Origin of the sequence: Clostridium gelidum, from assembly GCF_019977655.1 — a bacterium.
GTDB lineage: Bacteria > Bacillota > Clostridia > Clostridiales > Clostridiaceae > Clostridium > Clostridium gelidum.
This window is the reverse complement of record NZ_AP024849.1, coordinates 2,829,894-2,842,799: the sequence shown is the minus strand read 5'-3', so window position 1 is coordinate 2,842,799 and position 12,906 is coordinate 2,829,894. Positions and strand designations below refer to the sequence as shown.

Below are 12,906 nucleotides of genomic sequence, written 5' to 3'. Positions count from 1 at the left end.
TTAACCTATTTATTAACATTATAATACTTAAAATTATTAATTTCCGTAACATTTGATACCTAAAAAAGTTTATTGCATAAAGGGATATTTGATTCCTAATATTCCGAATCAAATATCCCTTTCATTATTCCTAAAGTTTAATTTTACAATAACACAAATTTTATATTTATAGAAGATATTTTTTATTTCTTTGTAATTCCTATTCTCCATAAATCAGGTCCTTGTTCTTTTATTTTATATAAAAAATTAATAACTTCTTGTTGCTATTTCTTCTTCTTGACTATTTAGAGTTTACTATATTCTTTTCTTTATTTATGTAACATACGTTACTAATTCAAAATTCTAATTTGCTATTCTGATTTATTTTTTATTCGCATATATATAATTAGTTAATACAAAAAAATCTAATTGATAATATGGCATCATCAATTAGATTCTTTTTAAATCTGTAACCTATATAAGTTGTGATTAATCCTTTATAGTCAATTCTAAAATTGCAATCAATACCTAAATATACATGGCTATTGGAATAAAATGTATTATGAAGTTATTATTGCTACTTTGAACATATTAACTCATCTCCCACTTTGATTTTTCCACCATGGATAACCTTTGCAAAAACACCTTCTCTAGGCATAATACAATCTCCAACTCTCTTGTAAATTTCACAATGAGCATGGCACTCTTTGCCTACTTGAGTAAGCTCTAAAATAACATCATTACATTTAAATAATGTACCAATAGGTAATGTTTTAAAATCAATACCTTCAACTAATATATTTTCTCCAAAGGCTCCATCCTCTACGGCTCCACCCTTAGCATTAAATTCAAGCACTCTATTATAAGATAATAAACTTACCTGCCTATGCCAATTTCCACCATGAGCATCATTTTCTAGTCCAAAGCCTTCAATAACATTACATTCTCCTATATTTTTCTTTTCCGTTCCTCTTCTTTCACTTATGCATATAGCAATAATCTTTCCCATTTTTATTTCCTCCTAATTTTATATACTAAGCTTGTTCCTAGCCACCTATTTGTGACATTATATTTTTCTCGAAATTATCACTATGATTATCATCTAAAAATCTATTTTCTTTTGGCTTATTGTATATTGTATTTTTAATGACTTCAATAATTTCTTCATCACTTTTTCCACTTCTTATTAATGATCTAAGATCTTGACCTTCATTATATTATTAACAATTATTAACGTAAATAGTTTAGGAATGCTTCTAAAATTTCTTCAATATCATTTACATTAACAGTCTTTACTCCCTCAAACCCATAATCTAAGTCAGTTGCAATAGCAATTAAGGTTTCTTTTCTGCTAATATAATTATTAGATATTTCTTTTCTTACAACCTCAATCTTTGGATAATTGGAATATTTAAAACCTTCTAACAAGATAATATCTGCTTCTTTAAAATTTTCAATTAGTTCTTTTTCAGAAATGTTATTCTGCTCTTTAATTATCATAAATTTTGAGTTTGAAAATACTGCAGTTCCATAGGCGCCTGCTTCTTTGTGCCTATAAGAATCAGTGCCTTTTACATCTCCTTCAAAATCATGTCCATCATGCTTAATTGTCGCCACCTTATATCCTAAGTTTGTTAATCTTGGTATTAATCTTGTTATAAGAGTTGTCTTTCCTGAATTTTTAATGCCGCTTATTGCAATTAAAATAGGCTTCTCCTTATTTTTCATTTAATACACCTCACGTTGATATCTGTTATATTAGAACAATATTTATATTATCGCCTTTACTCAATTTTTTTGTCCCTTTGTGAACATCTATCAAACAATTACAACCAGCCATAGATGCAAGCATTCCTGATGAATGTTTACTTTCAAGAAATCTAACTTTTCCATTATCAAAATAAGCACGTATGAATCGTCTTCTCATACTTGGTTTATTAAATTCATCCTCCATAATTCCATTAACCTGCTTAGGTTGTAAATTTTTATTGCCACTTAGTTTAGCTAAAACTGGCCTTCCTAAAAGTTCAAAGGTCGTAAGGGCTGCAAATGGATTTCCTGATAAAGATAATATGGGTTTATTTTTGTACAAAGAATACATTGCTGGAGTTCCAGGCTTTAAATTGACCTTCCAAAAGATTCTGTTTGCATTTAATAATTCAAGTACATTATGTAAAATATCCTTTTGACCTACAGAAACTCCACCTGTAGTTATTATTAAATCTACATCTTGAATAATTTCACTTATTCTTTCTCCTATCCTTTCTGCACTATCTCCAATGATTTCTGCAATAATCGGTTTTAATCCAAATTCCTTTAATCTAGAATATAATAAATGCAGATTACTGTCATAAATTTTTCCCATTTTTAATTGCTGTCCTGGAATTTCAACTTCATCACCAGTAACAATTAACCCAATCCTTGGTGTCCCTTTAACTTTAACCTTTAAAATCCCCATACTTGATAGCATTCCTTGATGGACATATGTAAGCAGCTGCCCCTTCTTTATTAATACATCTTCCTTCTTTATATCTTCACCAGCAAAACAATAATTACTATATTCGCGGAGTTCTTCATATATTTCAACTTCATCCTCACCGTAATTTGTATTTTCCTGCCTTATAACACAGTTTGCACCTTTAGGAATTTTTGCACCTGTCATAATCCTAACTGCTTCACCCTTCTTGAGTACTCTTTCACTATACCCACCTGCAAATATACATTCTACAACAGTAAGCTTCTTTATATTTTTCCTGCTTGCACCCTTAGTATCTTCTGCAATAAGTGCATATCCATCAAGGGGCGACCTATCAAAAGGAGGATTGTTCATAGGTGCATAAATATCTTCAGCACTTATCCTTCCACATGCTTCAATTAATTCAATTTCTTCTGTTTCTTTAATCTCTTCTATGCTTTTTACCATTAGCTCTACAGCTTTCTCTAGTTCTATATTGAGCATAAACTATACTCCCTTTCCAAATCCACAGTTTGGATATATGCAAACCTTGCAGCTAAGGCATAATCCACCGTTTCCCATTCTTGCAATATCCTTTTTCGTTATCTTCACTCCTGCTGCTACTCTTGGCAATATTAAATCAAAAATTGTTGCTTTAGCATACATCACGCAGCCTGGCAAGCCCATAATAGGTGTTCCATCTTCAAAATATCCAAGTAAGAACATAGCTCCTGGTAGCACTGGTGCACCATAAGATATAATTTTTGCTCCACTCTCTCTAATAGCACTTGGTGTTAAATCATCAGGATCAACACTCATACCGCCTGTACACACAATAAGGTCTGCTCCATTTTCCCTGAGTTCATTAATAGCATCTACTATCATATTACTTTCATCATTTACTATTTTGTGTTTGCAGACACTAATGTTATATTTACTAAGTTTTTCTATAACAACAGGTGTAAATGTATCTTTAATCCTTCCATGATAAACTTCACTTCCAGTTGTGACTATACCTGCTTTCATATTCTTATACGGCAGTAGTTCCATGAGAGGAATATCACCTACACTTTCTTGTGCCTTCTTTAATTTTTCTTCTTCAACAACAAGAGGTATAACCCTTGTTCCTGCTAGCTTTTCACCTTTTTTCACTGGATAATTTGTATGTCTTGCAGCAATTATAATTTCATCTAATTCATTAATTTTATCTAGTCTTTCTACATCAATCCTAAATAAACCATCTATGTCTGCAATTAATTCAATCTTTCCTTCTTTAACTTCTGAAGGTTTGATATTTTCATTTTTACAAATATCATATAAAACTTCTGCCGCTTCATTTTCATGAAGCATTCCTTCTGTCTTTTCCCAAACATAAAGATGTTCTTTACCTATAGATAGCAGCATTGGGATATCTTCTTCCTTAACAATATGCCCTTTTTTAAAAGCTACATCCTTTACTACATCCTTTACAATTCTAGTAATATCATGGCATATTACATGACCTACTGCATCAACTGTTGCTATTTTTTTCATAAATAACGCCCCTTCTTTTAATCTCTTATATTCTCACTTCTTAATTTTTAATTAATAAAAACTTCTATACATTTAAAAACGCAAAAAAGCTGTATTATTTCATCCATATAAAAAGGTATGAAAAATACAGCTTAGGTATTTTGCTCTATACATCATTCATTATTTACAAAAAAATATAATATTCCCTTATGTAAATAATGCTCCTTCTCAAATACGGAAGGCTAAATGGTTTCCCACGTAACCCAGAAAGTGTTTAAGGTATATGAAAAATTGAATATGCTTAATTTCACTTTGGCTCAATATCATAGATTTTACTCCTTAGATATTTTTGCTTGGAGATTATTCAATTACTTATATAGATATCCAAATTAAGAACTAAATTTATAGTTGACATAACTAAGATGATTAACTAAACATAGTGACTTGCTACAGTAGAAACCGGAACACAACATGTTACTTATTTCGGTGAGGCACCACATAAGTCTAGAATTCATGTTAGATATCTATATCTAAATTTCTAAGTTTATCATAATCATTTATATCGTTTATATTATCCAAAATATCTTTATTAAAATTAGTCTCAGATAAAGGTATGATTTTAGTTTTTGATCTACTTATTAAATTTAAAAGCTTATAATCTTTCTCTTGTATCATATTTTCAATTTCACCAATTAAATCTTTAGAATATATTCCTCCCAAAGGACAAATCCTGTCTTTTTCATCTTGGGTTACGATGCATTGTACATCTTCCGTAATGGAACCACAAAGGAAATATATGAATTCTTTTGTGATCTTAGGCATATCGCAAGCAGTTACAAAGATATACTTTTCGTCAATTAACTTTAATGCTGAATGTATACCTCCGATTGGTCCAATATCCTTATACATATCCTCAATTAAAGTGAAGTTCAAATTTCTATATTTATTTTTATTATCTACTGAAATATAAATATTGTGAAAACCTGTTAGTTGATCAGTTATATTTTCAATAAAACTCTTGTTTTTAAATTCGAGAAAAGCTTTATTGTCTCCATTCATTCTTCTACTTTTTCCACCCACGAGAACTAATGCTCCAATATCCATATGAACCACCCTTATAATTTCTAATAAGTAAATTCAAAATTATCTTTAATATTGAAAAAATCTGAATAGTCTATTTTAAATATTGGTTTTTTAACTTTTGAAATATCAATTTGTCCCTTAATTAATTGAGTTAAAATTCCAGCATAAGATAAATCACCTTGAAGTATAGCTCCATAGATTTTACCGTCTCTATGTATTATCTTCTTATAATTCCCTTTGTCATCACTTTCAATTTCAACCGTATAAGATTCATCTAGAGGTTCATTGATTCCAAGTGACAGTGTAGGAATTCCTAAAAAGTTCATGGTTGATTTGCTAGCAAAAAAGTCTGTCATTTCACTTTTAATTCCTACCATATTATTTGCGGCAATTATTCCTTCCTTAACAGCTGTAGGCCAAATGGGATTTCTTCCTGTAACATCTCCTGCACCATAAATATCGTCACAATTTGTTTTACCAAAAGTATCAACAATAAGTCCAAACTTATCTGTTTCAACTTCCGAGCCCTCTAAAAAGCTGACATTAGAACGGACTCCCGCTGCAACTATTAATAAATCACAAGGGATTTTTTCTCCACTTGTCAATAATATCTCCATAATTTTTCCTTTTTCATCAACAATGAGCTCTTTAATTCCTTTTTCATAATATTGCTTAACACCTTTACTTTCGAAACCTTTTTCATAAGCTAAAGCTGATTTTTTATCAAGCTGAATTGAAAGCATATGATCCTTCATCTCAACAAGAGCAATATTTTTGCTTGTATGAGTTAATCCAGAAATAACATCTATCCCTACAAGTCCTGCTCCCATAACTACTATATTCTCACATGTTTTTGACATTTTCATTATCTTTTCACAATCATCAAAATTACGAAATCCAATAGCATTCGGTGCAGATCTTAAATTTGGTATAGGTGGAAAGAAGGTATTAGCCCCTGTTGCTATAAGTAGTTTATCAAATTTCACCGTTTCTCCATTTGAAATCGTAACTTCCTTTGATGTAACATCAATTTTAGTAGCTTCAACATTTTTAATCCACTTTATGTTATTTTTATTTATAAAATCATCCTCAACAAATTCAAGTTTTTTTACATCACGAATGCCTTCCATGTAATGATGAAGTATACATCTTGAATAAATTTTATCATCCTTTGATATTAATGTAATTTCAGCTTCTTTATCTAAATTTCTAAGCTCCCTAGCTCCATTAATCCCTGATGCCGAAGCACCTAATACAACATATTTCATAAGACTATCCTCCTTGTATTCCTTATTAGTACGTAAAGATTATTAATCTTTACGCCTCCTCTAAGGTTATTGCACCCATTGGGCATTTTTCAACACACATAGGGTTTGACTGATTATCCTCTGTACGGTGAACACACATATTACATTTCATAATTTCTTTATGCTCAATTCTATCGCTTTTTAATACTCCATAAGGACATGCCATTATGCACATGTAACAACTTGCGCAACGTTCTTTATCATATTCAACATAACCTGTTTCTTTATTTTTAGACATAGCTCCAGTCATGCATGTATAAACACATTCAGGCTTATCACAATGTCTGCAGAAAATAGGTGCTGCCTTTGTTTTACTATCTATAGTAACGCGATTTCTTGAATCACAGCTTTCATGACTAACAACGCAAGCCGTAACACAAGTTAAACATCCTATACATTTACTTCTATTAATTTTTATTCTTTTCATAATTTACATACCTCCTACTTCAATTTTACTAATATTAATTGGAGTAGTTTTATATGAAGGCTCTTTAGAATAAGGATCATATAAAGATGGTGTTAAATTATTACATTCTAAATAATGTATAGGTGCATACAGTTCATCATATCTAACCTTGTCTGTAAGCTTAACTATAAAATCTGAAGAATTGCCATTTATAGAAGAAACTCTAATCATCTCATTTTCCTTAACCTTAATTTCTTCTGCAAGTTTAGCATTAATATAAATATATGCTTCTTTAACACTTACATCTTCAACAAATTCAACTTCCCTTGTACGGGTTTGTGTATGCCATTGTCCAACACTTCCCCTGCCTGTGTTTAATGTATAAGGAAATTCTTTTGTATTTGGTAGTGGATTTTCACGTACTTCTTCAAATATAAACTTAGCTTTTTTTGATGGAGTATAATATTTATTATCTTCAAATAAGCGTCTTTGGTCATCTTTAAGAATTTCTCCTTCTCTAAAAGGCCATTGTATTCCCTTTGAATTTACCAATCCATCATAAGTAACACCTGTCATATCACAAGGCATATTTCTAGAACATTCTTTCATTAAGTTGAAAGCATCCCTTTGAGTTTCCCATCTATCAAGTAAACTACCCATACCTAATGCTTTTCCAATACCATAAATAACTTCATAGTCATCTCTTTCATCCTCAGATTTTTCAAGTGCTGGTCGCATAGCTGAAATACGTCTTTCTGTATTTATGTAGGTCCCTTCCTTTTTTATACCTGGTACAACTGGAAGATACATATGACAATCTTCTGAACTATCAGTATCACCATAAATATCTTGAACCACAAAAAATTCTAATTTCTTCATAGCTTCTTTAAAAGTTTTATTGTTTGTCCATGAATGACGTGGATTTGTGCAGATTACCCACAAACCTTTTATTTCTCCTGAAATTATTTTTTCAATAATAGCATTGTACGTTATTGTAGGTTTTGTTGCTAAATCAGATTCATGAACTCCAAGTACTTCAGCTACTCTTTCACGTCTTGCCATATTATCAAAATCTCCACCGCCGTACAGAATGGCAGTATTGCTATATGCTCGAGATCCCATTGCATTACATTGACCAGTAAGAGAATTAGCACCTGTACCTGGTCTTCCAATATTTCCTGTCATTAATGCCAAGTTAATAATAGCTTGTGCTGTTCTAACTGCTTCATAACTTTGATTAACACCCATTGTCCACCATAAAGAAACTCTTTTTCCATTATGTATAAGTTCTACAAGTTCTAAAATTGAAGCTTCGCTAAGTTCAGTTGCTTTTGCAGCTTTTTCTATAGTATATTGCTTAACAAATTCCTTAAACTCTTCAAAACCTTCTGTATAATTACTTATATATTTATTATCTATATAGCCTTCTTCTATAAGCTTATTAGCTACAGCATAAAGAAGCATCAAATCTGTTTTTCCTTTTAGACCATACCAATAATCAGCATTTTCAGCTGTTTCTGATTCTCTTGGATCTATCACTATTAATTTTTTGTTTTTATTGCTTCTGATTCTGTCCCATAATATAGGATGTGCCACAACTGGATTAGCGCCAATCATGATAATTGTATCCGAAAGTTCTATGTCCTTTAATGTGTAAGGTGGTGCATCAAATCCAAAACTCTGTTTATGAGCAACTACTGCTGTTGCCATGCACAGTCTAGTATTACCATCAACATTAGTCTTTAAATGATTTCTCATCACATGCCCAAATATAGCAAATTCCTCCATAGTTAATTGCCCAGTACTAAGACCAGCAATACTTTCAGTTCCATGCTTTTCTTGAAGTTCTAAAAATTTGTCTGCTACAATTTTATATGCATCATCCCATGGAACTCTTTTAAACGAGCCGTCTTCTTGCTTAATCCTGGGCAATGTTGACTCTCTTATTATTGTCTGCTGTTTGTCTAACGAAAGCCCTTTGATACATGAAAATCCATTATTAACTGGATATCCTTTTGTTGGTAAAACTTTTACGATTTTATTGTCTTCAACGTAAAAATCTAAATTACAATCTAGTGCACAATAATTACAAGTTGATTGAACCTTTTTCATAATTACATCCATTCCTTTCTTTAAAGTATAAGTCATATTCCTTTTTACAAAATAGTGCTTAGGCACATGAAAATAAATAGCAAGTCCAAAGTTGACAAGAATATTCTTCATCAGGCAAGGAGACGAATTGACCTCATAGCAGGCCTATTAGGTCAATTTGCCGACACAGCATGATGGAAAATATGCTGGCAAATGGACTTGTTATTTTTTTGATTGTGCCTTACATTAATTCTTTTAAAAATATGCCATGATGAAAATACATGTTATGCTAAGATATTAACTTTTACCTACAAACGATTACCATCAATAATTTATTAATAATTAATTTTATACATGCTACAATAATAGTATTGTAGCATATGTACATATTAAAGATTATCTGTCGAATTAAAATGTATTCCGCCCCAATATACACAATCCTTCTTTATTACCTTAGGTCCTAACTCAACTCCATCTAATGCGCATTTTTTATATTCTTCAAATCCAACTCTGTCTATTATATATCCTACATGTTCTTTTCTAGCTGGAGCATCTGGTGATATATATTTATCAGCAAATTTATATGTGTTTAAAATTATTTTTGTAATGCTTTCTTCATCAGCCCAAATTAGGAAATCTTGTCCAAGCCTTGGATTCTTCTTCCCTGTTCTACCCATTATAGTTAATTTGTAATATTTCTCCTTACTTCTAGTCCATGCTCTTGTTGGACATTTAGTTACACAAACTCCACAGCCTATACATTTTTCAGTATTCCTTACAACTTTATAATTTTCAAAAGATAATGCGCCTACTGATAATTTTTTGCAAGCCTTAATACAAGCTCCACAGCTTATACAACGATCCGCTTCATATTGTGGTTCTGTCATACCAATTATTCCAAAATCATGCATTCTAGCCTTTGCGCAATCATTAGAACATCCAGTAAGAGCAACTTTAACATGTAAATCATTTGGAAAAATTGCTTTATCTATTCTTTTTGCAAATTCTGCAGTATTATAGTTTCCAAAAGGACATACATTATTACCAATACATGCTGAAACATTTCTAGTACCAGAAGCTTGGTATCCGTTTTCACTATCTACTTGGTTTATTTCTAATCCTTCAATAATAGGTTTAAGCATAACATTTACTGCTTCCATGTCTTCATATTTTATGCCTTCAATTTCAAATCCTTGTCTTGAAGTTAAATGAACGACTCCATTACCATATTTCTCAGCTATTTCTTGTACCATACCTAAAATTTCAGATTTTAAATATCCACCTGGGACTCTGATTCTTGAAGCACCAATACCTCTAACCTTAGAAACTCTAAAGGCATTTTTTTTAAGTTTCTTTGTATTTATATCCATTACTACCCCTCCTAATCTATTAATTGTTTTCCTTTAGTGTAATTAAATACTGGTCCATCTAAGCAAATATATGTATCATCCATTTTGCAATGTCCACATTTACCAAGACCACAACACATCTTTCTTTCTTGAGAAATCCAAATATTTTCTTCAGGAACTCCTCTTTTTAAAATTTCTGCTACTGTAAATTTCATCATTATAGGAGGTCCAACTACTACAAATGCTGTATTTTTTACATCCTTTATCTCTAGTTCTGGAATAAATGTAGTAACTAATCCTGTTTTACCAGCGTAACCTTCATCAGCTTTATCAACTGTTAAAATTAAATTTATATTTTTTTCCCACTCTTTTAAATCAGCTTTGAATAACACATCATTAGGTGATTTAAATCCACAAATTAAATTCAACTTTTCACACTTATCTGCATTGTTTGCAAAATAATCCACTACACCTCTAACTGGTGAAAGTCCTGTACCTCCAGCAACTACTGTGATTTCCTTACCTTCATAATTTTTTACATCAAAGCCATTACCATAAGGTCCTCTTAAAAATAACTTATCACCAACATAGCTCGTGAATATTTCATCAGTTACCTTCCCAACTTTACGTATTGTTAAATCTACAGTTCCTTCACCAATACCACTTACCGAAATAGGAGCTTCACCAAATTTAGGTAGTGAAACTTCAAAAAATTGACCAGGTTTAACTTGGCCTTCATAAGTCATTCGAAATGTATATTCTATATCAGTATGTTTAATAACTTCTTTTATTTCAGATAAAAATGGGATATATTCATTTTTCATTTATTCCACCTCTTTCGCAGCATTTTCAAGTTTATTTATACAATTAGAGAAAGATATATATTCAGGACAAACATCATCACAACGTCCGCATCCTACGCACATATTATATCCAAAACGTTTTTTATAATCATAAACCTTATGCATAACTTTAAATCTCATCCGTTGACCTTGTGGTTTTCTAAATGTAATTCCACCAGCCATATCTGTATATCCATCGATTTGACATGAAGCCCACATTCTACGACGTTCTCCAACTTTTCCATTATCCTTATAGAAAATATCTTGCATAGTAAAGCATGTACATGTTGGACAAACAAAGTTACAACGTCCACAGCCAATACAACGAGTTGTATATTCATCCCATATCTTAGACTCAACAATTTTGGTTGATAAATTATCTGGTATTTTTACATGAACTTTATTTTCTGTAATAAAGCTTGGAGCTACTTTCTCTTCTTTAAACTTTTCTTCTTTTATAATTTCCTCTAACTTATCCCATCTGCAATCTATTGATGTAAAGTCTTCATCAACTTTTATGTAAGCATCATAATCATCTGTTATATTAGTTTTCATGTCTACGCAAAAACAATTATCAAAGGTTCCGCTGCATCCCATCAGAATGAATTTTGTATTTTCTCTAAGTCTTTTATAATAAAAATCCTCTGGCCCATTATTTAAATAAATTTGATCCATACGTTTTAAAGCATGCAAATCACAGCTTCTTAGGAAAACAATAGCTCCTTTTTTAGGTGCATCTGCTAACTTTACTTCATCCTCAGTAAAATAAAATAAAGTTTGAGTAATAGGTAAAAGTATTTCCTTAAATGAATAATCTGATTTTTTATCAAAAACAATTTCTTCTATTGTTGATATTTCACCATATCTGACTGTATCTGTATCTGAAAAACATCCATCTCCTTTAAATACTTTTGGTGCATAAATTAAGTACTCGTTTGAAAGCTTACTAAAAATAGAATTTATATTTTTAGTAATTATTTGATATCCCATTTTAACACTCCTTTTTCTTTGTTAATTTTTTCACTTTATATGGCATAACATGTTATTTAAATTATTACAATTAGTGTATACTAATATAATAATTAAAACAGAAAATAAACACCGTGATATATATCACGGTGTTTTAAAATAATCGGAAAGTTTTTGTAAATCAGGTATCAAGATTTTTTTGTCCTTATAATGAAATAGCTTTTTATTCTGCAGTATTTTTATAGCTCTTGAAACTGTTTCTCTCTGACTTCCTAGCAAATCTGCAAGATATGTAATACTTATGTTCATATCAATCATAGTTCCATCGTCGCAACTAATTCCATAATCTTTTCCTAGCTTATATATTTTAGCAACAAGCTTCTTTTCTATCTTTATAGACGAAGATGTGTTCTTTAATTGCCTATACATACGTCTAACCTTATTGGATAATGACTCTATAATTTCTTTTGTAAGCTGAAAATCACACTCCATTATCTCTATTAATGTATCCCTATTAATTTCTAATATTTCAGCATCTTCAAAGACTTCACTGTTTATTGATTCTGGAAGATTTTCAATTATAACTTCATTTATTATTTTTCCCTGATCCAAAATAAACATGACTTTTTTCTGTCCATTTTCGTTAATTTTATACATTGATACAGTTCCACTGATCACAACATAAATTATGTTTACATATTCCTTATCTGAAAATATTATATTTCCTGATTTATATTTTTTTATTTTTCCATATTTATGTATTAAAGAAATAGATCTATCTGATACTTCTGAAAAAATCTTCAATTTCCTAAGTTCTTCTTCCTTATACTCCATATATACTCCTTATTAAATTATTAAAATTAATATTAATACTTATGGTATCACATTTATACTAGCTTTAATATATCAGTGT

General features: G+C 30.7%; 12 protein-coding genes and 1 riboswitch. All 12 genes read right to left on the bottom strand.

Annotated elements, in window-relative coordinates; translation table 11 throughout:
• Nucleotides 1-556: 556 nt before the first annotated feature.
• A complete protein-coding gene (locus tag psyc5s11_RS12695) occupies nucleotides 557-988 on the bottom strand; it encodes an MOSC domain-containing protein (protein WP_224037926.1) in 432 nt (143 codons plus the stop codon).
• Nucleotides 989-1,209: 221 nt separating this feature from the next.
• A complete protein-coding gene (mobB, locus tag psyc5s11_RS12690; RefSeq protein ID WP_224037925.1) occupies nucleotides 1,210-1,707 on the bottom strand; it encodes a molybdopterin-guanine dinucleotide biosynthesis protein B in 498 nt (165 codons plus the stop codon).
• A gap of 25 nt (nucleotides 1,708-1,732) precedes the next feature.
• Nucleotides 1,733-2,938 (bottom strand): molybdopterin molybdotransferase MoeA, encoded by a 1,206-nt coding sequence (locus psyc5s11_RS12685; RefSeq protein WP_224037924.1) that lies wholly within the window; start codon nucleotides 2,936-2,938, stop codon nucleotides 1,733-1,735.
• A gap of 3 nt (nucleotides 2,939-2,941) precedes the next feature.
• Nucleotides 2,942-3,967: a molybdopterin-binding protein gene (locus psyc5s11_RS12680; protein WP_224037923.1), complete on the bottom strand. Its 1,026-nt coding sequence runs from the start codon at nucleotides 3,965-3,967 to the stop codon at nucleotides 2,942-2,944.
• A gap of 184 nt (nucleotides 3,968-4,151) precedes the next feature.
• Nucleotides 4,152-4,317: riboswitch (molybdenum cofactor riboswitch) on the bottom strand.
• Between the two features lie 145 nt (nucleotides 4,318-4,462).
• A complete protein-coding gene (locus tag psyc5s11_RS12675; RefSeq protein ID WP_224037922.1) occupies nucleotides 4,463-5,050 on the bottom strand; it encodes a molybdenum cofactor guanylyltransferase in 588 nt (195 codons plus the stop codon).
• A gap of 20 nt (nucleotides 5,051-5,070) precedes the next feature.
• Nucleotides 5,071-6,297 carry an NAD(P)/FAD-dependent oxidoreductase gene (locus psyc5s11_RS12670; RefSeq protein WP_224037921.1) on the bottom strand — a complete coding sequence of 409 codons (1,227 nt, stop codon included), beginning with the start codon at nucleotides 6,295-6,297 and terminating at the stop codon, nucleotides 5,071-5,073.
• A gap of 49 nt (nucleotides 6,298-6,346) precedes the next feature.
• On the bottom strand, nucleotides 6,347-6,763 hold the full coding sequence (locus tag psyc5s11_RS12665) for a 4Fe-4S dicluster domain-containing protein (protein ID WP_224037920.1): 417 nt from the start codon (nucleotides 6,761-6,763) through the stop codon (nucleotides 6,347-6,349).
• Nucleotides 6,764-6,766: 3 nt separating this feature from the next.
• Nucleotides 6,767-8,854 (bottom strand): molybdopterin oxidoreductase family protein, encoded by a 2,088-nt coding sequence (locus psyc5s11_RS12660; protein ID WP_224037919.1) that lies wholly within the window; start codon nucleotides 8,852-8,854, stop codon nucleotides 6,767-6,769.
• A 368-nt stretch (nucleotides 8,855-9,222) separates the two neighbouring features.
• Complete coding sequence (gene asrC, locus psyc5s11_RS12655; protein WP_224037918.1) at nucleotides 9,223-10,203, bottom strand: sulfite reductase subunit C; 981 nt, start codon at nucleotides 10,201-10,203, stop codon at nucleotides 9,223-9,225.
• An 11-nt stretch (nucleotides 10,204-10,214) separates the two neighbouring features.
• Nucleotides 10,215-11,006 carry an anaerobic sulfite reductase subunit AsrB gene (gene asrB, locus psyc5s11_RS12650; RefSeq protein WP_224037917.1) on the bottom strand — a complete coding sequence of 264 codons (792 nt, stop codon included), beginning with the start codon at nucleotides 11,004-11,006 and terminating at the stop codon, nucleotides 10,215-10,217.
• Nucleotides 11,007-12,014 carry an anaerobic sulfite reductase subunit AsrA gene (gene asrA / locus psyc5s11_RS12645; protein WP_224037916.1) on the bottom strand — a complete coding sequence of 336 codons (1,008 nt, stop codon included), beginning with the start codon at nucleotides 12,012-12,014 and terminating at the stop codon, nucleotides 11,007-11,009. It abuts the gene before it with no gap.
• Between the two features lie 123 nt (nucleotides 12,015-12,137).
• On the bottom strand, nucleotides 12,138-12,827 hold the full coding sequence (locus psyc5s11_RS12640; RefSeq protein WP_224037915.1) for a Crp/Fnr family transcriptional regulator: 690 nt from the start codon (nucleotides 12,825-12,827) through the stop codon (nucleotides 12,138-12,140).
• Nucleotides 12,828-12,906: the final 79 nt, after the last annotated feature.